The organism is Streptomyces vietnamensis (assembly GCF_000830005.1).
Lineage (GTDB): Bacteria > Actinomycetota > Actinomycetes > Streptomycetales > Streptomycetaceae > Streptomyces > Streptomyces vietnamensis.
On record NZ_CP010407.1, the window covers coordinates 4291333 to 4314577 of the forward strand.

The window sequence follows — 23245 nt, forward strand, 5'->3', positions numbered from 1 at the left end:
GACGGGGTCTATGACGACATCATTCGAAGCCTTGTTGCCCGGGACCGAGCGGGCTCTGCTGCACCGTGTCGCGGTGGCCCAGTCCGAGGGGCGGACGCCCTCCTTCGTGGGGGCGGTCGTCCGCGACGGAGCGCTGGTGTGGAGCGGCTCCCGCAGCTGTGTGGACGGCCACGCGCCCGACGCGGACACCCAGTTCAGGATCGGCTCGATCACCAAGGTGTTCACCGCCGTGCTCGTGATGCGGCTGCGGGACGAGGGCCTGCTCGGGCTCGACGATCCGCTGGAGCGGCACCTCAAGGGAACGGGCGTCGGCGAGGTGACGATCGCTCAACTCCTGACCCACAGCGGCGGTCTCGCCGCCGAGACCCCCGGCGCGTGGTGGGAGAGGTCCTCCGCCACGCTGCGCCCCGAGCTCTCCGACGTCCTGGGGGAGAAGCCCTTCCTCCAGTCGCCGGGGCGCCGGCACCACTACTCCAACCCCGGCTACACGCTGCTCGGTTCACTCGTCGAGGCGGTCCGGGGAGTGTCCTGGGAGGAAGCGCTCCGGCGCGAGATCCTGGAGCCGCTGGGGATGGACCGCACGACCGTCGACCCCGTCGCCCCGCACGCGGGCGGCTGGGCCGTCCACCCCTGGGCCGACGTCATGCTGCCCGAGCCGTCCGAGGACCTCGGCCTGATGGCGCCGGCCGGGCAGCTCTGGTCGACGGCCGCCGACCTCGCCCGGTTCGCCGCCTTCCTCGCGGCGGGGGATGAGCGGGTGCTCGCCCCGTCGTCCGTGGAGGAGATGCGCGCCCCGGCCTCCCCGGCCGGGGAGGGCGACTGGGAGGGGGGCTACGGGCTCGGTCTCCAGCTGCTGCGCAAGGACGGCCGCACCCTGGTCGGCCACACCGGCTCCCTCCCGGGCTTCGTCGCCTGCGTATGGGTGAGCGTGGAGGACGGCCTCGCGGGGATCGCCCTCTCCAACGCCACCTCGGGCCCGCTGACGGCGGCGGTGGCCGCCGATCTCGTACGGATCGTGGCGGAGGCGGAGCCGAGGTTCCCGGAGCCGTGGCGGCCCCTTCCCGAGGCCGAGGTCGACGAGGAACTGCTGTCCCTCACGGGGCCTTGGTACTGGGGGACGTACGCCTACGGCCTTCGGCTCGGTCCCGAGCGGAGCGTGGTGCTCGAACCCCTGCGGGGCGCCGGTCGACGGGCCCGCTTCCGCGCGCTGCCCGAGGGCGGTTGGGTCGGGCTGAACGGCTACTACGCGGGGGAGACGCTCAGGGCGGTGCGGCGCGCCGACGGCAGCGTGAGCCATCTCGACCTCGGGTCGTTCGTCTTCACGCGGGAGCCGTACGAGCCGCGGGACGCGGTTCCGGGCGGTGTGGACGAGGCCGGCTGGCGCGGTCTCTGAGCCGGTGGGCCGTTGGGCGGCGTTTCACGTGAAACCGTGCTGTTTCAGCTGTTTCAGCTGTTTCACGTGAAACGCGTCCTCAGAGGGTCTTCTTGAAGCCCACGTGGGAGGCCTCGAAGCCCAGGCGCTCGTAGAAGCGGTGGGCATCGGTGCGGGTGACGTCGGAGGTCAGCTGGACGAGCCGGCAGCCCTGGCGGCCGGACTCCGCGACGGCCCATTCGATGAGCTGCGTCCCGAGACCGCTGCCGCGCTCGTCGGCATGGATACGGACGCCCTCGATGATCGAGCGGGTGGTGCCCCGGCGGGAGAGCCCCGGGATGACCGTCAGCTGGAGGGTGCCGACGACCTTGTCCTCGCGGACGGCCACGACCACGTGCTGGTTCGGGTCGTTCGCGAGGCGCTCGAAGGCGGTGAGGTACGGGGCGAGGTCGTCGGGGGACTCGCGCTGTGCGCCCAGGGGGTCGTCGGCGAGCATCGCGACGATGGCCGGAAGGTCCTCCGCGGTGGCGGGGCGTATCTCAAGATCGCTCATGCCCCGCAGCGTAACGCCAGGACGTCCCCGCCCGGGGGCTCAGGCTCATACGGGCGCGCCCACGCCCTCCACGACCTGGACCAGCGGCGCCAGCTCCGGGTTCTTCGCGGCTTCGTCGAGGGCCTCGCGGAGCGCGCTGTCGTTGGTGGGGCGGGCCTCTTCGAGGAGTTTGAGGCCGGCCTCGGTCACATCGGTGTAGATGCCGCGCCGGTCGGTGGCGCAGAGGTACCGGGTGAGCAGGCCACGGTCCTCGAGCCGGGTGACGAGCCGGGTGGTGGCGCTCTGGCTGAGCACGACGGCGTCGGCGACCTGCTTCATCTGGAGGTGGCCGCCGGGGCCGCTGTGCTGGCGGCTGAGGACGTCGAGCAGCGAGTACTCCCGCACGCTCAGACCGTGGCCGGACTCCAGGGCGCGCTCGAGGTGGGACTCGATCCTGCCGTGCAGCAGGGAGAGGGCGCACCAGCGCTGGGAGAGCGCGGTGAGTGCGGGGTCCGTCGCGGTCATGTTCTCTCCTCGGTGTCTCCTCGGCGCCGGAGCGGCTCCCGGTCCAGGGTAGACGAAGCGACGCAATAATGCGCGTCTGCAAGTAAAACTATCCGGCGGCGACCGTCAGGGGGGCGAAGCGGCGGCGCCAGTCGCCGGGGAGGTCGGGCAGGGAGCGGATCATCACCGACGTGGTGGCGATCGTGTCGATGCCGTTCTCCTTCGCCCAGCTCAGCAGGGAGGTGTGCCGCACGTCGATGTCCGTGCGCAGCGGTCGGTCGGTGGCGGCCGCCAGGGAGGCGATCAGGGCCTTCGCCGTGCCGGGGTCCCGGGCGATCAGGGGGCCGATGACATGGGTGTCCATGTTGGGCCAGGCGGCCGCGAAGCCGGTGATCTCGCCGCCCTCCTCCGCGACCCGGAGGTGGTCCGCGAACGCGGGGAGCCGGGCGATGAGGTGGGTGCGGTCGAGGCCGAAGACCTCGTGGTCCAGGCGCAGGACCGCCGGGAGGTCCTCGGCCGTCGCCGGGCGGACGGGAACGTCCGGGGCGGGCGCGGTGAAGGTGAAGTGCCCGCGCACCATCTCGGCCCGGCTCGTCACGGTGAAGCCCAGCTGCTCGTACAGGGGCTGTCCGTTGGACGTGGCGTACAGCGTGAGCGGGGTGTCCCCCGACTCCGCGAGGACGTGCCGCATGAGTCGGCGTCCCAGGCCCTGGCGTGCGTACCGCTCGGCGACGAGGACCATGCCGATCGCGGCGAGCCCGGGGCCGTACGAGGTGACCACGGAGCAGGCGGCGAGGCCAGGACCGTCGGGGTCGTCGATGCCGTAGCCGGTGCCGGCGGTGAGGAGCAGGCCCCACTTGTGTTCCTCGCGGAGCCATCCCCGGTTCTCGGAGAGGTCGGCGCAGGCGAGGAGGTCCTCCGAGCCGAGGCGCCGGATCGGGAGCTGTGCGAGGGAGGCGGGGGAAATCGGCATGCCTTTCAGGCTGAACGACGCGGTGATCTTCCGTCCACCGCTTTACGGTGTTTCACGTGAAACCCTCGAACCCCCGAACGCGCCGGCTGCACCTCTTCGATCTCGACGGCACCCTGATCCGGGGCTCGGCCGCCGCGGTGGAGATCTCCCGGCAACTGGGCCTGGTCGACGAGATCGCCGCCCTGGAGGAGGGCTTCCTGCGGGGGCTCACACCGGACGAGTTCGCCGTCCGGGCCCGCGAGCTGTGGTCCGCGCTCACCCCGGAGCAGGTCGCGGCGGCCTTCGACGGGGCGCCCTGGCTGGCGGGCATCCGCGAGGTCTGGGCGGACATCCGGGCCCGGGGAGACCGCTGCGCGGTCATCTCCCTCTCGCCCGACTTCTTCGTCGAGCGGCTCCTCGACTGGGGCGTCGACACGACGCACGGCTCGCTCTGGCCGGCCGTCCCGTTCACCGAGGCGATCCACCGGCCGGGCATTCTCGACGCGCGGGCGAAGGTGCGGATCGCGCGGGAGCTCTGTGCGGGGTACGGAGTGGACCCGGTCGACTGCGTCGCGTACGGGGACTCGATGTCCGACGCGGAGCTCTTCGCGATCGTGCCGGAGACCGTGGCGGTGAACGCGGACCACCATCTTGCCGGGCTCTCCCGCCACAGCTACTCCGGAGGGGACCTGCGCGAGGCCTACGCGTTGGTCCGAAACAGCGCAGCCTAGCCAGAAACCCGGGCCTATGGCCCGAGAACGCCACTTTCCGTCCGAAGCGCCGGTCGCAGGGGTCATGCTGCGGTCACGGAAGCCGGCCAGCGCGAGGCGAGGCACATGATGGATGCTCCGACCACCACGACGGACGACCGGGAGTCCCCGGCGGCGGACGGGAAGGAACCCCGGATATCCGAGGGACCCTCCGCCGATGCCGTTCTCGTCCGTCGCACCCTGGCGGAGATCGCACCGGTCGCCGACCGGGTGACCTCGTACTTCTACGCCCTGCTCTTCACCCACCACCCCGAGCTGCGCGAGATGTTCCCCGTGGCCATGGACACCCAGCGGGACCGGCTCCTGAAGGCCCTCCTGACGGCGGCCGAGCACATGGACGACGTCCCGGTCCTCACCGCGTACCTGGAGAACCTCGGTCGGGGGCACCGGAAGTACGGGACCCGGGCCACCCACTACCCGGCCGTCGGCGAGGCCCTCATCGGCGCGCTCGTGCGGTACGCGGAGAAGAGCTGGGACGAGGAGACCGAGGCGGCCTGGGTCCGCACGTACACGACGATCTCCCAGATCATGATCGACGCGGCCGCGGAGGACGAGCGGAGCGCCCCCGCCTGGTGGCAGGCCGAGGTGGTCTCCCACGATCTGCGCACCCCGGACATCGCCGTCGTCACGCTCAGGCCCGACCGGCCGTACCCCTTCCTCGCCGGGCAGTACACGACCCTGGAGACCCCGTGGTGGCCCCGGATATGGCGCCACTACTCCTTCGCCTCGGCACCCCGGCCGGACGGACTGCTGTCCCTCCACGTCAAGGCCGTCCCGGCCGGCTGGGTGTCCAACGCGCTGGTCCACCGGGCGCGCCCCGGGGACGTGCTGCGGCTCGGTCCGCCGGCCGGCTCCATGACGGTCGACCACTCCACGGACACCGGTCTGCTCTGCATGGGCGGCGGCACCGGGATAGCGCCGATCAAGGCACTGGTCGAGGACGTCGCCGAGCACGGGGACCGGCGCCCGGTCGACGTCTTCTACGGGGCGCGCAGCGGCCACGACCTCTATGACATCGACACGATGCTGCGGCTGCAGAAGACCTTCCCGTGGCTCTCCGTCCACCCGGTCACCGAGGAACAGGGGAGGCTCCCGGAGGCCGTCTGCCGCTACGGCCCCTGGAACGAACGCGACGCCTATCTCTCGGGCCCGCTCGACATGGTCCGCTGCGGGGTCGACGCACTGCGCGGAGCGGGAGTCCCCTCGGACCGCATCCGCCACGACTTCCTCACGGAGCTCGCCCCCGCAGCGGGTTAGCCCAGGTCGGGGGCGTGCATCGCGCGGACGCCCTCGATGTTGCCGTCGAGGTAGTGGCGCAGGGAGAGCGGGACGAGGTTCACGGCGGCGATGCCGACCCGGTTGAAGGGCACCCGGACGACCTCGTACTCGCCGATCGGTTCCTCCATCTCGGGGCCGTGCCGCAGCGAGGGGTCCATGGAGCCGAGCCGGCACACGAAGAAGTGCTGGACCTTCACCCCGGAGACCCCGCCGTCGACGATGTGCTCGACGGTGTCGACGAAGCAGGGCACCACATCGGTGATCTTCGCGCCGAGCTCTTCGAGCACCTCGCGGTGCAGGGCCTCGACGACGGTGGCGTCGGTGGGCTCCACGCCGCCGCCGGGCGTGACCCAGTAGGGATCCATCCCGGGCTTGGTCCGCTTGATGAGGATCAGGTCGTCCCCGTCGAGCAGGATGGCGCGTGCGGTGCGCTTGATCACGGGCCGTTCGGTCATGGGAAGAAAATGGCCCGTCCGAGGTGTCCTGAAACTCACCAGTTCCCGGCCGCGCGCAGCAGCTCCTCATGGGCCCGCGCCAAGGGGGACAGTGCGAGCGTCCCCGTGCGCGCGACCAGGAAATAGGTACGGAGCGGCGGGACCGGGGGGTCGAGCAGCGCCACGAGGTGTCCCCGCTCCAGGGCCTCCTCGCACAGGTAGCGCGGCAGGACGGCGAGCCCGGCACCGGAGGCGGCGACGTCCCGCACGGCCCGCAGGTCGGGGGCGATGACGGTGGCGGCGGCCGCCGGTTTCGTCTCGAAGACGCTCGCCCAGTAGCGGGAGACGAAGGGCAGCGACTCGTGCACCTCGACCACCGGCAGCTGCTCCAGGACCACCGCGCCCGTGCCCAGGAGCACCTCGGGGGAGAGCCTGGCGGCCCAGCGCGGGGCCGCGACAAGGACGTGTTCCTCGTCGCAGAGCGGGACGGAGACGAGCAGACCGCCCCGGGGACGGGCGGTGGCGATGGCCAGATCGTGGTGTCCGGCGGCGAGCCCGTCGAGGATCTCCTCCGTGTCGCCGAGGAAGGAGGCCCGCACGGCGAGCCCCTGGCCGACCAGCGGGGCGAGGGCGGGCAGCGCGCGCAGCGCGGTGAACTCCGGGGGCCCGGCGAGATGGAGGGTGCGCACCCCGCTCTCCTCGGCGAGACCGGTCTCGGCGATCTCCACGAGGGCGTCCAGATGGGGCGCCGCGCGGTGCGCGAGTTCGTCGCCGACGGTGGTGGGGGTGACTCCGCGCGCCTGTCTGAGGAAGAGCGGCCGCCCCAACTGCCGTTCGAGGGTCCGGATCTGGCTGGTGACGGCGGGCTGGGAGAGGCCGAGGAGTGCGGCGGCGCGGGTGAAGGAACCGGCCCGGTGCACCGTGACGAACGTGCGCAGCAGGGCCAGATCCATGTCCGCCCCCTCCCGGCCGTCGTGCGGCCGTTCGACTCAGGCGGTCGGCTGACTGCGCCTCAGGACCGTCCAACTATAAATAAGTCGATAGGTCGCTGTCGCTACCGTGATTGGACACTGACGCACAGTCAACTAGCCTTGTGCAGGCGGTCTCCGCGCATGGAACCGAGGACGTTCCGAGCCATGAGGGGGGAGGCTCGGAGCGTCCTCGGTCCGTGTCCCGGGGCGCTGGTCAGCCCGCGACGCCGGCCTCGTCGAGGGCGCGCAGCACATCGGCGATCAGGTCCTCCGGGTCCTCGGCTCCGACCGAGAAGCGGATGAAGCCCTCCGCGACCGCGTCCCCGCCCCAGCGCCCGCGCCGCTCCGCCGTGGAGCGCACGCCGCCGAAGCTGGTGGCGTCGTCGACGAGCCGCAGCTCCTCCAGGAACCGATCGGCCCGCTTCCGGTCCGCCAGTTCGAAGGAGACCACCGGTCCGAAGCGCCGCATCTGCCGGGCGGCCACCGCGTGCGAGGGATCGTCGGGCAGTCCGGGGTAGCGAAGGCCGGTCACGTCCGCGCGCTCGGCGAGCGCCCGCGCCAGGGCCAGCGCGGTGGAGCACTGCCGGTCGATCCGCAGCTGGAGCGTGGCGAGCGACCGGTGGGCGAGCCAGGCCTCCATGGGGCCGGGGATGGCGCCGACGATCTTGCGCCAGCGTCGTACCTCCGCGGCCCGCAGGGGATCCCGGCAGCTCACATGGCCGAGCAGGATGTCGCCGTGCCCGGTCATGCCCTTGGTGTCGCTGGCGACGGAGAAGTCCGCGCCCAGGGCGAGCGGGCGCTGGCCGAGCGGGGTGGCGAGGGTGTTGTCGACGGCGACGAGCGCCCCGGCCGCGTGCGCCTCGTCCACCAGACGTCGGATGTCGCAGACGTCGAGACCGGGGTTGGACGGGGTCTCGATCCACAGCAGCCGGGCCCCGTCCAGTACGGACAGCTGGGCGTCGCCGCCGGTCGGCGCGGTGCGGACCTCGATGCCGTACGCCCGCAGCTGCTCGTGCACCAGGGGCAGGGCCTGGTAGCCGTCGGACGGCACCACCACCGCGTCGCCCGCCTTCAGCTGGGAGAAGAGGACGGCGGAGACGGCGGCCATGCCGGACGCGAACACCAGCGTCTCCACGCCCTCCTCCCCCGGTGCCTCGAGCTCGCCGATCGCCCGTTCCAGATGGGTCCAGGTCGGGTTCTCGTCGCGGCCGTAGGTGTACGGGCCGGTCGGCTCGCCCGGCAGGTGGAAGTGGGCCGCGAAGACCGGCCCCGGCAAGGTCGGTTCGTACTTCACGGGCTCGGGCAGTCCTGCCCGTACCGCCCGCGTGCCGTCGCCGATTTCCTGGTCCGTCACCGTGTCCGTTCCTCCAGTTCCGTGCGTACGGCCGCGAGCAGTCCCTCGCTCGCGGCCTCCACCATCTCCAGGCACTCCTCGAACTCCTCGCGGCCCCCGTAGTAGGGGTCGGGGACGTCGAGTCCGGGCCCGGCGGCCGGGTCGTAGGAGCCTTATCCTCGCCGCTTCGTCGGGGGTGCGGGCGAGCTCCCGGAGCTCCCGCAGATGCCCCTCGTCCAGGGCGATCACCAGGTCGAGGGCGGGGAACCACGAGGACCGGAACCGCCGGGCGGTGTGCGCGGAGGTGTATCCGTTCTCGTCGAGCACGGCGACCGTGCGCGGGTCGGCTCCGTCGCCCTCGTGCCAGCCTCCGGTGCCGGCGCTGTCGATCTCCACCAGAGCGCCGAGGCCGGCCTCCTCCACCCGACGGCGGAAGACGTGCTCGGCCATCGGCGAGCGGCAGATGTTGCCCGTGCAGACGAAGCAGACGCGGTAGGCCATGGTCCCCACTCAGTCGCCGTCGGGGAGCACGACGTTCAGCGCCCACGAGACGACGGAGATGATCAGACCGCCCAGGACGGCGGTCCAGAAGCCCTCCACGTGGAAGCTGAGGTCGAGCTGCTCGGACAGCCACGACGTGAGCAGCAGCATCAGGGCGTTGACCACCAGGGTGATCAGACCGAGGGTCAGGATGAAGAGGGGAAGGGTCAGCAGCTTGACGATCGGCTTGACCAGGAAGTTCACGAGCCCGAAGACGAGGGCGACGAGAATGAGGGTCCAGGCCTTCTTGCCGGTGCTCTCACCGGTCAGGGTGATGTCCTGGAGCAACCAGATGGCGACTCCGAGAGCGCCCGCGTTCGCGAGCGTCTTGACGACGAAATTCTTCATGTGTCTGATCGTGGCAGACATGATCGGGACAGGGCAGGGGCGAGCAGGCGATGAAGGCATTCCGGCTGGATGAACTGGAGGCGGAGCGCGCCGCGAACAAGGGCGCGTACCTCCAGTTCCTGCGTGAGCGGAACATGTCGGTGGGTCTGTACGCCCTCGACGCGGGGGAGCTCGATCCGCAGCGGCCGCACGGTCAGGACGAGGTGTACTTCGTGGTCAGCGGCCGGGCGGCGATCACGGTCGGGACGGAGACGACCCAGGTGGCGCGCGGCAGCGTGGTCTATGTGCCGGCCGGGGTGGAGCACCGGTTCCACCACATCAGCGAGGACCTGCGGGTCATGGTGGTCTTCTCACCGCCGGAGGGCTGAGCCGGACCTCGGAGGGCGAGCCGGACCTTCGGAGGGCCGAGCCGGTTCCGGAAGGGCTGAGCCGGAACCGGAGGGCCGAATCCGAACCGGACCCGGAGGGCTGAGGGTCGGGAAGCCCGGGCCCCTAAGGGTCGGATCAGGGGAGAGCGGGGGCCGCGGGGCCCCCGCGGACTTCCTCCCGCCCCTAGCCTTGAGGGTGTTCGGCGCAGAGCGCGCGGAGCGGTTCTTCGGGAGCGAGGTAGGGACGATGGCCGTACGGGAGATTCTCGCGGGGATGCCCTGGTGGGTGAAGTGGGTCGCCATACCCCTCCTCGCCCTGTTCGTCTTCGGCGGGCTGATCACCAGCGTCCTGACCTTCGTGGTCAGTCTGCTCTTCAAGGTGCTGCTCTTCGTGGCCCTCGTCGCCGGACTGATCTACGTCGTGCGGAAGTTCAGCTCCTCCGCCAGGTCCCGCCAGGACTGGTAGCACAAGCTACTGATCGGTATGAGGCCGATGGAGGGCATTAGCCCGGGCGGGGGAACGCGCTGGTCGAATCAAGGTATGGGCCCCGGGGCTGCCACTAGAGTGGAATCTCTCCGCCGTGTTGGGGACTACGGGCGTAGACGTCCGTACTGACCAGCGGTTTCCCAGGCCCGGCGGGCGCGCGGGGGCGGCCCCCGCGGGCGGGTGCGCGCATCCGTCGTCACGCCTGGGGGTGACCTTTGGCCATGGCCACGCAGACGGCTGCGCCTACCCTGATCGGCTCGGTGCAGCGGGCGCTGAGACTCCTGGAGGCCGTGTCCTCCCATCCGGAGGGCGCCCCCGCCAAGCAGCTCGCCCGTGAGACGGGCCTTCCGCTGCCCACCACGTACCACCTGCTCCGCACCCTGACGCACGAGGGCTATCTGCTCCGCGACAAGGGTGTGTTCGTCCTGGGCGACGCCGCCGTCCGACTGGCCGGCGGCGGAGATGTGCAGAATCGTCGCATCAAGATCGAAGACTCCCTCGCCGCATGGCGGGACGAGATCGGTGTACCCATCTACTTCGCCGTCTACCGCGAGGGCGAGGTCGAACTCGTCGCCGTCGCCGACACCCCTTCCAACCCCGCAGTCGAGGAATGGGCCGACTTCCGCGAGACGGCGCACGCCCACGCGATCGGGCAGTGCCTGCTGAGTCAACTCGATCCGAAATCTCGTCAAGACCACCTCGACCGCCATCCGGTGGAAGCCATCACTCCGTACACGGTGCGTAACCGCCGTGCCCTTTCGGAGCGTTTGGGCGGTTTGGGGCGAATGGAACCCCTGGTGGAGCGTCAGGAATATGCGCTCGGCACGGTCTGTGCCGCCATCCCCATCACCGTGGGCTCCGCGGCGGGCACGATGGCGATTTCCCTCCCCCTCCACCAGGAAGAACGGTTGCTCCCAGCAGTCGAGCGGCTACGCACGGAGATCGGGAGGCTCTTCGGTTCACTCGCGTTCTCTATCAGTATCTGAAAAATCACTCCTTGTGATCTGCTAACGCGTACAGCACGATTGCGTCAAGAGGGCCACGGGGGATCATTCCTGGCCGTTTCGGTCACAGCTTTCAGCAGCTGTGTTCACACAACTGCTTCATCTACTGCGGGGTACACGATGCGAGAGTCGGTTCAGGCCGAGGTCCTGATGAGCTTCCTCGTCTCCGAGGAGCTCTCCTTCAAGATCCCGGTCGAACTCCGTTATGAGACCCGGGATCCCTACGCGGTGCGGATGACCTTCCACCTCCCCGGAGACGCGCCCGTGACCTGGGCGTTCGGAAGGGAACTGCTGCTCGACGGGATCAACCGGCCGAGTGGGGACGGGGATGTGCACATCGCCCCCACGGATCCGGAGAGGCTCTCGGACGTCTCCATCCGGCTCCAGGTGGGCGGCGACCGCGCGCTGTTCCGGGCCAGCGCGCCGCCGCTGGTCGCCTTCCTCGACCGAACGGACAAGCTGGTTCCGCTCGGTCAGGAACGGACACTCGGTGACTTCGAGGACCACCTGGAGGCCGCACTCGGCCGGATCCTGGCCGAGGAGAACGCCGGCCCCGCCTGAGCAGGCCCGCCTGAGCAGGCCCGTTCGAGCCGGACCCTCCCCGAGCCGGGCCGGCCCGAGCCCCTGTACGTACGCCTCACTTGGCGCGGCGGCGCCGCCCTCCCCGTACCGCCGCCGGCTTCCCGCCCCCGGAGGCCGGACGGTCGGCGGAGACGACCAGGGCCGCGAGTCCCGTGGTGAGCGGAACGGACGCCACCAGACCGATCGACCCGACCAGGGTCCGGACGATCTCCTCGGCGACCAGCTCGCTGTTGGCCACCGTCCCCATGCTGCTCTGCGCGATGGAGAAGAGCAGCAGCAGCGGCAGGGCGGCACCCGCGTAGGCGAGCACCAGCGTGTTCACGACCGAGGCGATGTGGTCGCGGCCGATCCGGATCCCGGCCCGGTACAGGCCGCGCGGCCCCATGCCCGGATCGGCCTGGTGCAGCTCCCAGACCACCGAGGTCTGGGTGACCGTCACGTCGTCGAGCACGCCGAGCGAACCGATGATGATCCCGGCGAGCAGCAGGCCGGACATGTCGATCTCCGGGTACAGGCCGTGGATCAGACCGGTGTTGTCGTCGGTGTTGCCGCTGAGCGAGGCCCAGCCGATGAAGAGCGAGCCGAGCAGACCGATCAGCAGCAGCGAGATCAGCGTGCCGAGCACGGCGACCGAGGTGCGGGCCGAGAGCCCGTGGCACATGTAGAGCGCGATCAGCATGATCGCGCTCGACCCGACCACCGCCACGACCAGCGGGTTCGACCCCTGCAGGATCGCCGGCAGGATGAAGTACGTCAGCACGAGGAAGCTCACGGCGAGCGCGATGAGCGCCATGACGCCCCGCATCCGGCCGACCACCACCACCGCGAGGGCGAAGATGCCGGCGAGCACCGCCAGCGGCACCTTGCGGTTCACATCGGTCACCGAGTACTGCAGGTCGTGCGGGGCGTCGGGGGCGTACGCCACCACCACGCCCTGACCCTCGTGCAGTTGGCGCGGAGCGTCCGGCTGCACGATCTCGACGAACCTGCGCCCCGTGTCCGGGCCGGTGGTGACCTCGACCGTCGCCTTCTCGCACTGCCCCTGCTGGGCGTTGACCGCCTCGCGGCCCTCCGGAGTGGAGGTGTCGCCGGTCGGCGGGACCTGCGCGGCGTTCACGTCCTTGCAGTCGACGTGCTCGACGGAGACGACCTTGCCCTGCTCGGTCTGCCGGTCGAAGCCGACGCCGGTGCGCTCGTGCGCCGGGGTGCCACCCGGCCAGAGGACCACGAGCCCCACGACGACCGCGGTGGCGAAGGGGATCAGGATCGCGGCGATGACTCTGCGCAGGTGCCGGGAGACGGGAGCGGCGGGGCCGTGGCTGTGGGAATGGGAGTGCTCGTGGTCATGAGGTTCGGGGGGCTGCTGGGGGGAAGTCACCGACCGATCATCGCAAGAACGGCAGGGGCCCACTGTTCAGCACGCCAGGGATGGCGCTAGCGTGGTGGCACCTTTGCACACGCGGGAGCTCGGAGCACCGGGCTGAGAGGGCGCTGATCACCGTACGCACGTACGGGAGGAGGCTGCGCCGACCGCCGAACCTGTTACCGGGTAATGCCGGCGTAGGGAGATCGGTCTCATGACCATTCAGGATGCACGCACGCCTGCCTCCGACCAGAACGACGGCCAGGGCGAGCGCACGCCGGGCTGGCACAAGGGGTACGTCCAGGGCTCGCGCCCCGACCTCCGGGTGCCCGTCCGCCAGGTGCACCTCACCAACGGCAAGGACGTCACGCTGTACGACACGTCCGGCCCGTACACCGACCCCGCCATCGACACCGATGTCCGGCGGGGCCTTCCGCCGCTGCGCGAGAACTGGATCATCGCGCGCGGCGACACCGAGGAGTACGCGGGCCGCCCGGTCCGCCCCGAGGACGACGGCATCAAGCACACCTCCCCGCGCGGCGGTGGGCTGAAGAACCTCGACGCCGTCTTCCCCGGCCGCCCCCGCCTGCCGCGCCGCGGCCGCAGCGGCCAGGCCGTGACCCAGCTCGCGTACGCCCGCCGGGGGGAGATCACCCCGGAGATGGAGTACGTCGCGATCCGCGAGAACGTCTCCCCCGAGGTCGTACGGGAGGAGATCGCCGCGGGCCGCGCGGTGCTGCCGGCGAACGTGAACCACCCGGAGATCGAGCCGATGATCATCGGCAAGCGGTTCCTGGTGAAGGTCAACGCCAACATCGGCAACTCCGCCGTCACCTCCTCCATCGAGGAGGAGGTGGAGAAGATGACCTGGGCGACCAAGTGGGGCGCCGACACGGTCATGGACCTGTCCACCGGCCGCAACATCCACACCACCCGCGAGTGGGTGCTGCGCAACTCCCCCGTGCCGATCGGCACCGTGCCGCTCTACCAGGCCCTGGAGAAGGTCGACGGCAAGGCCGAGGAGCTGACCTGGGAGATCTACAAGGACACGGTCATCGAGCAGGCCGAGCAGGGCGTCGACTACATGACGGTCCACGCCGGCGTGCTCCTGCCGTACGTGCCGCTCACCGCGCGCCGCAAGACCGGCATCGTCTCGCGCGGCGGCTCGATCATGGCCGCCTGGTGTCTGGCGCACCACAAGGAGAACTTCCTCTACACGAACTTCGAGGAGCTCTGCGAGATCCTCGCGGCGTACGACGTCACCTACTCGCTCGGCGACGGCCTGCGCCCCGGCTCGATCGCGGACGCCAACGACGAGGCGCAGTTCGCGGAGCTGCGCACGCTCGGCGAGCTGAACACGATCGCCAAGCGGCACAACGTGCAGACGATGATCGAGGGCCCCGGGCACGTCCCGATGCACAAGATCAAGGAGAACATCGACCTCCAGCAGGAGATCTGCGAGGAGGCGCCGTTCTACACGCTCGGCCCGCTGACCACGGACGTCGCCCCGGCGTACGACCACATCACCTCGGGCATCGGCGCGGCGATGATCGCCTGGTGGGGCACGGCGATGCTCTGCTACGTCACGCCCAAGGAGCACCTGGGCCTGCCGAACCGCGACGACGTGAAGACCGGCGTCATCACGTACAAGATCGCGGCGCACGCTGCGGACCTCGCCAAGGGGCACCCGGGCGCGCAGGAGTGGGACGACGCGCTGTCCGACGCGCGGTTCGAGTTCCGCTGGGAGGACCAGTTCAACCTGGCCCTCGACCCGGACACGGCCCGCGAGTTCCACGACGAGACGCTGCCGGCGGAGCCCGCGAAGACCGCGCACTTCTGCTCGATGTGCGGTCCGAAGTTCTGCTCGATGAAGATCTCCCAGGACATCCGGCGTGAGCACGGCGGTACGCAGCAGGAGATCGAGGCCGGCATGGCGGAGAAGTCGAAGGAGTTCGCGGCGAGCGGCAACCGCGTCTACCTGCCGCTGGCCGAGTAGGTCCCGGTCCCGTCGCCCGCTCCTCAGGGCCTCGCCGCGTCCGGTGGTCCGGTCGCGGCGAGGGCGTCGCGGAGGAAGGGGAGGATGCCGCGCTCCAGGAGGGCGCGGCGCCAGGCCTCCCGGGCGAGGGTGAGTTCGTCGTCGGCCGTGGCGGTGCCGTCCGCCGCGGCCGGTCTGTTGCGCAGGGCGGTCACGAGGAGGCCGGCGCCCGCGCTGAGCAGGCCGGCGGCGGCGAGGGCGGCGAAGACGAGGCCGGCCGTCAGCAGGGTCTCGCCGAACACCACCGTGGGGGCGAGGGCGTGCAGGACCGCCCCGACCAGCAGGAGTATCGCGGCGGCCGTGCCCGCGAGGACGGGCACCATCACGTTGACGATGGCGACGACGCCGACGCCCGTGCCGGGGTTCGCCCCGGGGTCCGGCACGGGTGTGCGGGTCCGGGCGGCCGCGCGGTTCTGCTCGCGGACCTTCACGAAGTGGTCGTACTCGCTCGCCGCTGCGGTGGTGATCAGCGCTGTCGCGTTCAGCGTCATGGCGCGCAGCTGCGCGACCGTCAGCCGGGTTCCGACTCCGGCGAGTTCCGGACGTGCGTGGGCGGTGCTCAGTGCGTCGTCGAGGATCCGCTCGTATTCGGCGCGGTCCTCGGTCAGCAGGTGCGGAGCCACGTTCATGTGCATCCCCCGATGCTCCGTAGGCCCGGATCAGCCGTGGGAAACGGTCGGTTGGGCGGAAACGGAGGAGAGCCTGCTACGGATGGACCCGATGGTATTGCGGCGACGCCACGGCCTGACAGGGTGTTTCCGGAAATCGACTTCCCCGGATGCGCAGGGTTATGCGTCAGCCGCTCAAGGGGAGTTGGACGACCAGTAGTTTTCCGGCCATGGTCACTCCGCCGTCCATGGCGATCGCGAGACCGTCGGCGTACACGTGCGGTCCGTCGACGACCGGGCCTCCGCCGTCCTCGCCGTCCTCCGTGCCGACCTGGCCGAGGAGGTACGGGATGGGGCTGTGGCCGTGCACGATCCGGCGGCCGCCGTAGGTGGCGAGCAGCTCCTGGACGGCCTGCGGGCCGCCGTCGTCGCGGAACGCGAAGCGCTTGGTGAACTTCCGGAAGAGGTCCCAGACCTCGTCGGCGTCGTTCCGGTTGAGGATCTCGTGGACCGTTTCGTTGACGTCCTCGATGGTGTCGCCGTATTCGAGGTACGCGGTGGTGTCGGAGTGCAGGAGGAGGTGGTCGTCCTCCTGCACCACGGCGTCCAGCCGGGACATCCACTGGAGGTGGACGTCCTGGAGGCGGTCCATGTCGTGCTTCTGGCCGCCGTTGAGCAGCCAGGCGGCCTGGAAGGTGGCGGTGCCCGCGCCGGAGTTGACGGGCGTGTCGCCGAAGCGTTTGGCGCCGATGAGCAGCAGCTCGTGGTTGCCCATGAGGGCCTTGCAGTAGCCGCCGGCGGCGGCGGCCTCGGCGGAGAGGCGCATGACGAGGTCGATGACGCCGATGCCGTCGGGGCCGCGGTCGGTGAAGTCGCCGAGGAACCAGAGCCGGGCGTTGCCCGCGGCCCAGCCGCCGTTCTCGTCGATGAGGCCCTGGGCGCGCAGGGCGGCGACGAGCTCGTCGAGGTAGCCGTGGACGTCGCCGACGACGTAGAGGGGGCCGGGTCCGTCGCCGTTCGAGGGCGCCGGGGCGGGGACCGGCTCGGGGGTGACGGGGACCTGGACGGTGTCGCCGCGGTTGATGACCGGGAGGTCGCGCTCGGTCGGGGTGTACCCCTCGGGCTCGCCCTCGGGGAAGGCGTTGCCGGGGTGGCCGGTGGCGACGGAGACGATGGAGGAACCGGTCGTGGCGGTGGTGTACCCCGGGGCGAGGCGGTGCCCCAGGTGGAGGGTCGGATCGGCGGGCGCGGGTGCCTGCGGCGCGGGGGGTACGGGCTGGGCGACGGGTGCGGCCTGGGCGGTGGGCGCGGGTGCCGGTGGTGCCGGTACGGACGCGGCCGGGAGGGGCTCGGCCGGCGGGGTCGGGACCGGGACGGCCTCGACCGGGGAGGCCGCGAGCGGTGGGGCCGGGACCGGGACGGCCTCGACCGGGGAAGGGGCGACCGGGGGCAGGTGCGCGGCGGACGCCGGGTGTTCGACGGGGGTCAGGCGTTCGACGGGTGCGGGCTCGACCACCGGCGTCGACGCCGGTTCCTCCGGGGAGGGGGGCTCGGCGGCGTGGCCCTGCACGGGCACGCGGGCGTACGGCGGTACGCGGAAGTCACGCAATGTCGCCGTGCGTACCACGGGCTCCTGACCGGCCCCCTGAGTCATCGACCCCTCCACCACCGTCGCGATGCCCTGCACATCGCGGACCGGCCTGGTCGGGGTGGTCCGCGGTGTCGTCCGCCCATCATAGGAATGAGCGTCCTCCTGTGTGACGCACCAGGGGTGGTGAATCCGGGTCCACTCCGGGTTCACCGGTCGTTTCGCCCGAATTAGGAAGGTCCAGTCCAGGGTCGAGACCGGTACGGTGACCGGTTTCGCCGTTCCCACCCACGGGCAGGGGCGGGGACGGCGGGTCGGATGACGGAGGGGTCAGTCCTTCGCGGGCGAGCGCGGCGGGCTGACCGTAGTGCGCGGCGAACGGCGCTGCGAGGACGTACGGACGATGAGTTCGGTCGGTATCACCTGCTCGACCGGACCGTCGGTGTCGATCCCCTCGATGGCGTCGATGAGGAGCTGGACGACGGCCGTGCCGATCCGGCGCGGCTTGAGCGAGAGCGTGGTGATGGGCGGTTCGGTGGTGGCGTAGACGGTCGACTCGCTGCAGCAGACCAGCAGCAGGTCGTCCGGGACGCGCAGTCCGTAGCGGCGCGCGGCCGCGAGGAGGTCGGTCCCGTTGGGGTCGAAGAGGCCGTACACGGCGTCGGGCCGGTCCGGGCGGGCGAGCAGCCGGTCGGCCGCGACGGCGCCCGCGCACGGGTCGTGCGCCGGATAGGCCTCGTAGACGGGGTCCTGGCCCACCCGTTCGCACCAGTTGAGGTACGCGGTGGTGGACAGGCGGGTGTACGTGTCGGTGGTGGTTCCGGTGAGGAGGCCGATCCGGCGGGCGCCGGCGTCGGCGAGGTGGTCGAGCAGGTCGAGGACGGCGGCTTCGTGGTCGTTGTCGACCCAGGCGGTGACCGGAAGGGTGCCGGCGGGGCGTCCGTCGGAGACGACGGGCAGGCCCTGGCGGACCAGTTCGGTGACGACCGGGTCGTGGTCGGAGGGGTCGATGACGACGGTGCCGTCGAGGGCGACGTTCGACCAGACGTCATGGCGGGAGGTGGCGGGGAGGATGACCAGGGCGTAGCCCCGGGCGAGTGCCGCCGATGTGGCTGCTCTGGCCATCTCCGCGAAGTACGCGAATTCGGTGAAGGTGAAAGGTTCATCCCCGTACGTGGTCACGGTCAGGCCGATGAGTCCCGACTTGCCGGTACGGAGCGTGCGGGCCGCCGCGGATGGGCGGTAGCCCAGCCTGTCGGCGACCTCGCGGACGTGGCGGCGGGTGGCGTCCGGGAGTCGGCCCTTGCCGTTGAGCGCGTCGGAGACAGTCGTGATGGAGACCCCGGCGGCGGCGGCCACGTCCCGGATGCCTGCCCGGCCCTGCCGGCTTCCCCGGGTCTGTGCCCGGCTCACCTGGTGCTTCCCTGCTGCTGTCATGGCGAGCCGATAGTAGGGCGATGAGGGGCGGTCGGGACGGTCGCATATGCAGGCGTTGACAGGCACGTTTCTGCATGATCGAACGGGACCAAGAGGAGCTGAATCGAAGGTAGTTGGGGCCTCTGCCGTGCGATCTATGCTCATCGAGCGGTCTGGGCCTGGCGAGGGGGCGAGGTCTCGAAGAGGTCTCAACTCACCTCTACGGGGGATGCGCGCCACGGCGCCCGCCACCAGCGCACGCCACCCGTCCGCGCGCTCCCCCTCTTCCCCGCCGGGAGCGGGGCCGTATCCACAGCGTGTCCCTCCTGTTGTCCACAGCCCATTCGCAGCGGGGGCGAATCCTCTTAAGGTGAGGAGTATTGGCGGTACGGACGGTCGAGGAGGCCACACTGTGAGCGAGACCAGCGGGACGAGGACCGGCAGCCCCAGGCTGCGCGCCGAGCTGGACGGCGTCCCCACCTACAAGCCGGGCAAGCCGGCCGCCGCGGGCGGGCCCGTGGCCTTCAAGCTGTCCTCCAACGAGAACCCCTACCCGCCGCTGCCGGGCGTCATGGAGACCACGCTCGCCGCCGCCGCGAACTTCAACCGCTACCCGGACATGGCCTGCACCGGTCTCACGGAGGAGCTGGCGGACCGCTTCGGCGTGCCCGTCTCGCACCTGGCCACCGGCACCGGCTCCGTCGGCGTCGCGCAGTCGCTGCTCCAGGCCACCTCGGGCCCGGGCGACGAGGTCATCTACGCCTGGCGCTCCTTCGAGGCGTACCCGATCATCACGCAGATCAGCGGGGCCACCTCGGTGCAGGTGCCGCTGACCGAGGGCGAGGTGCACGACCTCGACGCGATGGCCGAGGCGATCACCGAGCGCACCCGGCTGATCTTCGTCTGCAACCCCAACAACCCCACGGGCACCGCGGTGCGCCGGGCGGAGCTGGAGCGCTTCCTCGACCGGGTGCCCTCCGACGTCCTGGTCGTGATCGACGAGGCGTACCGGGAGTTCGTCCGCGACACCGACATCCCGGACGGCATCGAGCTCTACCGCGACCGGCCGAACGTGGCCGTGCTGCGCACCTTCTCCAAGGCGTACGGCCTGGCGGGGCTGCGGGTGGGCTTCGCGGTCGCCCACGAGCCGGTCGCGGCGGCGCTGCGCAAGACGGCGGTGCCGTTCGGCGTGAGCCAGCTGGCGCAGGACGCGGCGGTGGCCTCGCTGCGGGCCGAGGACGAACTGCTCGGGCGGGTCGGCTCGCTGGTGGCCGAGCGCGAGCGGGTCCATGCGGGGCTCGTGGCCCAGGGCTGGACCGTGCCGGACACCCAGGCGAACTTCGTCTGGCTGCGGCTCGGCGAGCGGACCATGGACTTCGCGGCGGAGTGCGAGCGGCACGGCGTGATGGTGCGGCCGTTCGCGGGCGAGGGCGTGCGCGTCACGATCGGTGAGACCGAGGCGAACGACCTGTTCCTGAAGGCGGCGGAGGGCTTCCGCCAGGGCTGATCGAGTCAGGGCCGATCGGGCCGAGGCTGATCGAGCCAGGGGCGATCGAGTCCAGGGTTGATCGAGCCAGGGTTGATCGAGTCAGGGCTGATCGGCGAGGGCCGATCAGCCCGAGACGAGTTCCACGCGGATCGGGTCGCCGTCCCTGACGGTGGCCAGGATCCGCGGGTCGCCGTCGAGCGCGCCGAGCAGATTGCACGGGCTCGCGAGCCGGCATTCGTCACCCCGCGAGATCGGGGTGGGGCCGTAGGGGAGGGCGAGCGCGTCGCCCTCCGTCCAGAACGCCACCGTGCCCGGCTCGACGACCTGCCGGGCGTCGGACTCGAGCGCGGCGGAGACCAGCGTGTCGAAGTAGACCTCCTCGCCCCAGGTGCGGGCGGTGGAGACGATCGGAAGAGCCCCCACGAGCGCTTTGCTCGTGGGGGTTTCGTCGATGGTGGCCGTGGTGTGGCCGGCGGGCCAGGAGATGCGGATCCGAAGGGTCATGCCCCGATTCAACAATATGTTGAAGGTCTCGGGAAGGGGTGACCTTCGAGTAGGGGGACCCCGCTCTTACGTACGGATTTCGTATGAGCAATAATGCTTGTGAATGTGAACGCGTTCACAAGCGTGTCCTGCTTCCTCCCTGTTTGGGTGGAACCCGCCAGGCAGACTGCCCGCTGTGACCACGTCGAGTAAGGAGAAGACGACGTGAACCTAGCTTTGGCGCCGGAGACACTGGCGCGCTGGCAGTTCGGCATTACCACCGTCTACCACTTCCTGTTCGTACCCCTGACGATCTCGCTTGCCGCCCTCACCGCCGGCATCCAGACCGCCTGGGTCCGCACGGGCAAGGAGAAGTACCTCAGGGCGACGAAGTTCTGGGGCAAGCTCTTCCTGATCAACATCGCCATGGGTGTGGTCACCGGGATCGTGCAGGAGTTCCAGTTCGGCATGAACTGGTCCGACTACTCCCGCTTCGTCGGCGACATCTTCGGCGCCCCGCTCGCCTTCGAGGCGCTCATCGCCTTCTTCTTCGAGTCGACCTTCATCGGTCTGTGGATCTTCGGGTGGGACAAGCTGCCGAAGCGGATCCACCTCGCCTGCATCTGGATGGTGTCGATCGGCACGATCCTCTCCGCGTACTTCATCCTGGCGGCCAACTCCTGGATGCAGCACCCCGTGGGCTACAGGATCAACAAGGAGCGCGGCCGGGCGGAGCTCACCGACTTCTGGCACGTGCTCACCCAGAACACCGCGCTCACCCAGTTCTTCCACACGATCACGGCGGCGTTCCTGGTCGGCGGCGCGTTCATGGTGGGCATCTCCGCCTTCCACCTGGCCCGCAAGAAGCACATCCCGATCATGCGGACCTCGCTGCGGCTCGGCCTGATCACCCTGATCATCGCCGGCCTCGGCACCGCCATCAGCGGCGACCTGCTCGGCAAGGTCATGTTCAAGCAGCAGCCGATGAAGATGGCCGCCGCCGAGGCGCTCTGGGACGGCGAGGCGCCCGCACCCTTCTCCGTCTTCGCCTACGGCGACGTCGAGAAGGGCCACAACACGGTCGCCATAGAGATCCCGGGCCTGCTGTCCTTCCTCGCGAACGACGACTTCAGCTCGTACGTCCCGGGCATCAACGACGTCAACAAGGCCGAGCAGGAGAAGTTCGGGCCCGGCGACTACCGGCCCAACATCCCCGTCGCCTACTGGGGCTTCCGCTGGATGATCGGCTTCGGCATGACCTCGCTGGGCGTCGGAGTGATCGGCCTCTGGCTGACCCGGAAGAAGTTCATGCTGGCGCCGGGCATGCGGACCGGTGAGGACGAGGTGCCGAACCTGGTCCTGTTCAAGCGGAAGGCGCTCAGCCCCCGCCTGGGCAGGTGGTACTGGATCGTCGCCCTCTGGACCATGGCGTTCCCGCTGATCGCGAACTCCTGGGGCTGGATCTTCACCGAGATGGGCCGTCAGCCCTGGGTCGTCTACGGCGTGCTGCGCACCCGCGACGCGGTCTCCCCCGGAACCTCCCAGGGCGAGGTCCTCACCTCGATGATCGTCTTCACCGCGCTCTACGCGATCCTCGCCGTCGTCGAGGTCAAGCTCCTCGTCAAGTACGTCAAGGCGGGACCGCCGGAGCTCACCGAGGACGACCTCAACCCGCCCACCAAGATCGGCGGGGACTCTCGTGACCCCGACCGGCCCATGGCCTTCTCGTACTGAGGCTCAGGAGATCGAGGCATGGAACTCCACGACGTCTGGTTCGTCATCATCGCCGTCCTCTGGATCGGCTACTTCTTCCTCGAAGGCTTCGACTTCGGGGTCGGCATCCTGACCAAGCTGCTCGCCCGCGACCGGGCCGAGAAGCGGGTCCTCATCAACACCATCGGACCCGTCTGGGACGGCAACGAGGTGTGGCTGCTCACCGCCGGCGGCGCGACCTTCGCCGCGTTCCCCGAGTGGTACGCGACGCTGTTCTCCGGCTTCTACCTGCCGCTGCTGATCATCCTGGTCTGCCTGATCGTCCGGGGCGTCGCCTTCGAGTACCGGGCGAAGCGGCCAGAGGAGAACTGGCAGCGCAACTGGGAGCAGGCCATCTTCTGGACCTCGCTGGTCCCCGCGCTCCTCTGGGGCGTGGCCTTCGGCAACATCGTCCGGGGCGTGAAGATCGACGCCGACATGGAGTACGTCGGCGGCTTCTGGGACCTGCTCAACCCGTACGCGCTCCTCGGCGGCCTGGTCACGCTCACCCTCTTCACCTTCCACGGCGCGGTCTTCGCCTCGCTCAAGACGGTCGGGGACATCCGGGAGCGGGCGCGGGCGCTCGCGTTCAAGCTGGGCCTGGTCACGGCGGTGCTCGCGCTCGGCTTCCTGATCTGGACCCAGGTCCACACGGGAGACGGCGGGAGCCTCGTGGCGATGCTGGTCGCCGCGGTGGCGCTCGTCGGCGCGATCGGGGCCATCAGGGCGGGGCGCGAGGGCTGGTCGTTCGCGCTCTCGGGCGTCACGATCGCCGCCGCGGTGGCGATGCTCTTCCTCGCGCTCTTCCCGGACGTCATGCCGTCTTCGCTCGACCCGGAGTGGAGTCTCACCGTGACGAACGCTTCGTCGAGCCCGTACACGCTCAAGATCATGACCTGGTGCGCGGCGATCGCGACCCCGCTGGTGCTGCTCTACCAGAGCTGGACCTACTGGGTGTTCCGCAAGCGCATCGGTACGCAGCACATCGCCGACGCACACTAGGGCTGACGCCCGACGCTCACTAGAGGGGCATGTT

The 23245-nt window shown here is 70.4% G+C and carries 23 protein-coding genes and 1 pseudogene; 11 read left to right on the plus strand and 13 right to left on the minus strand.

The genetic code is table 11. The features are described from left to right. Positions 1–10: 10 nt before the first annotated feature. Positions 11–1393 carry a serine hydrolase domain-containing protein gene (locus SVTN_RS19130; protein ID WP_041130200.1) on the plus strand — a complete coding sequence of 461 codons (1383 nt, stop codon included), beginning with the start codon at positions 11–13 and terminating at the stop codon, positions 1391–1393. A 79-nt stretch (positions 1394–1472) separates the two neighbouring features. Here SVTN_RS19130 and SVTN_RS19135 read toward each other — a convergent pair whose 3' ends face one another. The 3 genes from SVTN_RS19135 to SVTN_RS19145 all read right to left on the minus strand — a co-directional run bounded on the left by SVTN_RS19135 (position 1473) and on the right by SVTN_RS19145 (position 3381). Beyond that, positions 1473–1925, minus strand: a complete 453-nt coding sequence (locus tag SVTN_RS19135) for a GNAT family N-acetyltransferase (protein ID WP_041130201.1) — start codon at positions 1923–1925, stop codon at positions 1473–1475. 45 nt (positions 1926–1970) lie between these two features. Further along, a complete protein-coding gene (locus SVTN_RS19140; RefSeq protein ID WP_041130202.1) occupies positions 1971–2429 on the minus strand; it encodes a MarR family winged helix-turn-helix transcriptional regulator in 459 nt (152 codons plus the stop codon). 88 nt (positions 2430–2517) lie between these two features. Beyond that, positions 2518–3381 (minus strand): GNAT family N-acetyltransferase, encoded by an 864-nt coding sequence (locus SVTN_RS19145; RefSeq protein ID WP_041130203.1) that lies wholly within the window; start codon positions 3379–3381, stop codon positions 2518–2520. 47 nt (positions 3382–3428) lie between these two features. Here SVTN_RS19145 and SVTN_RS19150 point away from each other — a divergent pair, with 47 nt between their 5' ends. Both SVTN_RS19150 and SVTN_RS19155 read left to right on the plus strand, forming a co-directional pair. Continuing rightward, positions 3429–4091: an HAD family hydrolase gene (locus SVTN_RS19150; RefSeq protein WP_041130204.1), complete on the plus strand. Its 663-nt coding sequence runs from the start codon at positions 3429–3431 to the stop codon at positions 4089–4091. A gap of 105 nt (positions 4092–4196) precedes the next feature. Beyond that, positions 4197–5387: a globin domain-containing protein gene (locus SVTN_RS19155; RefSeq protein WP_041130205.1), complete on the plus strand. Its 1191-nt coding sequence runs from the start codon at positions 4197–4199 to the stop codon at positions 5385–5387. On the opposite strand, the gene SVTN_RS19160 is transcribed toward SVTN_RS19155, so the two are convergent. The 5 genes and pseudogenes from SVTN_RS19160 to SVTN_RS19175 all read right to left on the minus strand — a co-directional run bounded on the left by SVTN_RS19160 (position 5384) and on the right by SVTN_RS19175 (position 9034). Continuing rightward, on the minus strand, positions 5384–5863 hold the full coding sequence (locus SVTN_RS19160; RefSeq protein WP_041130206.1) for an NUDIX domain-containing protein: 480 nt from the start codon (positions 5861–5863) through the stop codon (positions 5384–5386). The two genes, SVTN_RS19155 and SVTN_RS19160, sit on opposite strands and share 4 nt — an antisense overlap. A gap of 35 nt (positions 5864–5898) precedes the next feature. Further along, on the minus strand, positions 5899–6795 hold the full coding sequence (locus SVTN_RS19165) for a LysR family transcriptional regulator (protein ID WP_041130207.1): 897 nt from the start codon (positions 6793–6795) through the stop codon (positions 5899–5901). 232 nt (positions 6796–7027) lie between these two features. Further along, the gene (locus SVTN_RS19170; RefSeq protein ID WP_041130208.1) at positions 7028–8167 is read right to left on the minus strand and encodes a cystathionine gamma-lyase; all 1140 of its coding nucleotides are present in this window, start codon (positions 8165–8167) and stop codon (positions 7028–7030) included. Continuing rightward, a pseudogene (locus SVTN_RS42170) lies at positions 8164–8647 on the minus strand (low molecular weight protein-tyrosine-phosphatase). Before SVTN_RS42170 ends, SVTN_RS19170 begins: the two are co-directional and overlap by 4 nt. Positions 8648–8656: 9 nt before the next feature. Further along, positions 8657–9034 carry a phage holin family protein gene (locus SVTN_RS19175; RefSeq protein WP_041130209.1) on the minus strand — a complete coding sequence of 126 codons (378 nt, stop codon included), beginning with the start codon at positions 9032–9034 and terminating at the stop codon, positions 8657–8659. Positions 9035–9084: 50 nt separating this feature from the next. On the opposite strand from SVTN_RS19175, the gene SVTN_RS19180 reads away from it, so the two are divergent. The 4 genes from SVTN_RS19180 to SVTN_RS19195 all read left to right on the plus strand — a co-directional run bounded on the left by SVTN_RS19180 (position 9085) and on the right by SVTN_RS19195 (position 11454). Continuing rightward, complete coding sequence (locus SVTN_RS19180) at positions 9085–9402, plus strand: cupin domain-containing protein (protein WP_041130210.1); 318 nt, start codon at positions 9085–9087, stop codon at positions 9400–9402. Between the two features lie 247 nt (positions 9403–9649). After that, entirely contained in the window at positions 9650–9868 is a 219-nt protein-coding gene (locus tag SVTN_RS19185) for a DUF5326 family protein (RefSeq protein ID WP_041130211.1), read from the plus strand. Between the two features lie 242 nt (positions 9869–10110). Continuing rightward, the gene (locus tag SVTN_RS19190; protein WP_078908411.1) at positions 10111–10875 is read left to right on the plus strand and encodes an IclR family transcriptional regulator; all 765 of its coding nucleotides are present in this window, start codon (positions 10111–10113) and stop codon (positions 10873–10875) included. Between the two features lie 138 nt (positions 10876–11013). Beyond that, complete coding sequence (locus SVTN_RS19195) at positions 11014–11454, plus strand: SsgA family sporulation/cell division regulator (protein ID WP_041130212.1); 441 nt, start codon at positions 11014–11016, stop codon at positions 11452–11454. Between the two features lie 76 nt (positions 11455–11530). Here the strand turns inward: SVTN_RS19195 and SVTN_RS19200 are convergent, their stop codons facing one another. Next, positions 11531–12853 (minus strand): YibE/F family protein, encoded by a 1323-nt coding sequence (locus tag SVTN_RS19200; RefSeq protein WP_041130213.1) that lies wholly within the window; start codon positions 12851–12853, stop codon positions 11531–11533. 199 nt (positions 12854–13052) lie between these two features. Here SVTN_RS19200 and thiC point away from each other — a divergent pair, with 199 nt between their 5' ends. Beyond that, entirely contained in the window at positions 13053–14834 is a 1782-nt protein-coding gene (gene thiC, locus SVTN_RS19205) for a phosphomethylpyrimidine synthase ThiC (protein ID WP_041130214.1), read from the plus strand. Positions 14835–14857: 23 nt separating this feature from the next. Here the strand turns inward: thiC and SVTN_RS19210 are convergent, their stop codons facing one another. The 3 genes from SVTN_RS19210 to SVTN_RS19220 all read right to left on the minus strand — a co-directional run bounded on the left by SVTN_RS19210 (position 14858) and on the right by SVTN_RS19220 (position 18506). Beyond that, positions 14858–15508 carry a hypothetical protein gene (locus SVTN_RS19210; protein ID WP_041130215.1) on the minus strand — a complete coding sequence of 217 codons (651 nt, stop codon included), beginning with the start codon at positions 15506–15508 and terminating at the stop codon, positions 14858–14860. Positions 15509–15668: 160 nt separating this feature from the next. After that, positions 15669–17135 carry a metallophosphoesterase gene (locus SVTN_RS19215; protein WP_041130216.1) on the minus strand — a complete coding sequence of 489 codons (1467 nt, stop codon included), beginning with the start codon at positions 17133–17135 and terminating at the stop codon, positions 15669–15671. Between the two features lie 264 nt (positions 17136–17399). Next, positions 17400–18506, minus strand: coding sequence for a LacI family DNA-binding transcriptional regulator (locus SVTN_RS19220; protein ID WP_041130217.1), 1107 nt, complete (start codon positions 18504–18506; stop codon positions 17400–17402). Positions 18507–18897: 391 nt separating this feature from the next. Between SVTN_RS19220 and hisC the strand changes: the two genes are divergently transcribed. Next, on the plus strand, positions 18898–19992 hold the full coding sequence (gene hisC, locus SVTN_RS19225; protein ID WP_041130218.1) for a histidinol-phosphate transaminase: 1095 nt from the start codon (positions 18898–18900) through the stop codon (positions 19990–19992). A gap of 105 nt (positions 19993–20097) precedes the next feature. On the opposite strand, the gene SVTN_RS19230 is transcribed toward hisC, so the two are convergent. Then, positions 20098–20478 (minus strand): cyclophilin-like fold protein, encoded by a 381-nt coding sequence (locus SVTN_RS19230; protein WP_041130219.1) that lies wholly within the window; start codon positions 20476–20478, stop codon positions 20098–20100. Positions 20479–20682: 204 nt separating this feature from the next. On the opposite strand from SVTN_RS19230, the gene SVTN_RS19235 reads away from it, so the two are divergent. Together SVTN_RS19235 and cydB are read left to right on the plus strand one after the other, a co-directional pair. After that, positions 20683–22191, plus strand: a complete 1509-nt coding sequence (locus SVTN_RS19235; protein ID WP_041130220.1) for a cytochrome ubiquinol oxidase subunit I — start codon at positions 20683–20685, stop codon at positions 22189–22191. Between the two features lie 18 nt (positions 22192–22209). Continuing rightward, positions 22210–23211, plus strand: coding sequence for a cytochrome d ubiquinol oxidase subunit II (gene cydB / locus SVTN_RS19240; protein WP_041130221.1), 1002 nt, complete (start codon positions 22210–22212; stop codon positions 23209–23211). The last annotated feature ends 34 nt before the right edge of the window (positions 23212–23245 follow it).

What these genes read in the sequence shown, in the direction of transcription:
- SVTN_RS19215 (WP_041130216.1), bottom strand. Translation starts at nt 17,135, where the DNA reads ATGACTCAGGGGGCCGGTCAGGAGCCCGTGGTACGCACGGCGACATTG.
- SVTN_RS19130 (WP_041130200.1), top strand. Translation starts at nt 11, where the DNA reads ATGACGACATCATTCGAAGCCTTGTTGCCCGGGACCGAGCGGGCTCTG.
- SVTN_RS19230 (WP_041130219.1), bottom strand. Translation starts at nt 20,478, where the DNA reads ATGACCCTTCGGATCCGCATCTCCTGGCCCGCCGGCCACACCACGGCC.
- thiC (WP_041130214.1), top strand. Translation starts at nt 13,053, where the DNA reads ATGACCATTCAGGATGCACGCACGCCTGCCTCCGACCAGAACGACGGC.
- SVTN_RS19160 (WP_041130206.1), bottom strand. Translation starts at nt 5,863, where the DNA reads ATGACCGAACGGCCCGTGATCAAGCGCACCGCACGCGCCATCCTGCTC.
- cydB (WP_041130221.1), top strand. Translation starts at nt 22,210, where the DNA reads ATGGAACTCCACGACGTCTGGTTCGTCATCATCGCCGTCCTCTGGATC.
- SVTN_RS19190 (WP_078908411.1), top strand. Translation starts at nt 10,111, where the DNA reads ATGGCCACGCAGACGGCTGCGCCTACCCTGATCGGCTCGGTGCAGCGG.
- SVTN_RS19165 (WP_041130207.1), bottom strand. Translation starts at nt 6,795, where the DNA reads ATGGATCTGGCCCTGCTGCGCACGTTCGTCACGGTGCACCGGGCCGGT.
- SVTN_RS19175 (WP_041130209.1), bottom strand. Translation starts at nt 9,034, where the DNA reads ATGAAGAATTTCGTCGTCAAGACGCTCGCGAACGCGGGCGCTCTCGGA.
- SVTN_RS19220 (WP_041130217.1), bottom strand. Translation starts at nt 18,506, where the DNA reads ATGACAGCAGCAGGGAAGCACCAGGTGAGCCGGGCACAGACCCGGGGA.
- SVTN_RS19185 (WP_041130211.1), top strand. Translation starts at nt 9,650, where the DNA reads ATGGCCGTACGGGAGATTCTCGCGGGGATGCCCTGGTGGGTGAAGTGG.
- SVTN_RS19155 (WP_041130205.1), top strand. Translation starts at nt 4,197, where the DNA reads ATGATGGATGCTCCGACCACCACGACGGACGACCGGGAGTCCCCGGCG.
- SVTN_RS19140 (WP_041130202.1), bottom strand. Translation starts at nt 2,429, where the DNA reads ATGACCGCGACGGACCCCGCACTCACCGCGCTCTCCCAGCGCTGGTGC.
- SVTN_RS19195 (WP_041130212.1), top strand. Translation starts at nt 11,014, where the DNA reads ATGCGAGAGTCGGTTCAGGCCGAGGTCCTGATGAGCTTCCTCGTCTCC.
- SVTN_RS19145 (WP_041130203.1), bottom strand. Translation starts at nt 3,381, where the DNA reads ATGCCGATTTCCCCCGCCTCCCTCGCACAGCTCCCGATCCGGCGCCTC.
- SVTN_RS19210 (WP_041130215.1), bottom strand. Translation starts at nt 15,508, where the DNA reads ATGCACATGAACGTGGCTCCGCACCTGCTGACCGAGGACCGCGCCGAA.
- SVTN_RS19135 (WP_041130201.1), bottom strand. Translation starts at nt 1,925, where the DNA reads ATGAGCGATCTTGAGATACGCCCCGCCACCGCGGAGGACCTTCCGGCC.
- SVTN_RS19180 (WP_041130210.1), top strand. Translation starts at nt 9,085, where the DNA reads ATGAAGGCATTCCGGCTGGATGAACTGGAGGCGGAGCGCGCCGCGAAC.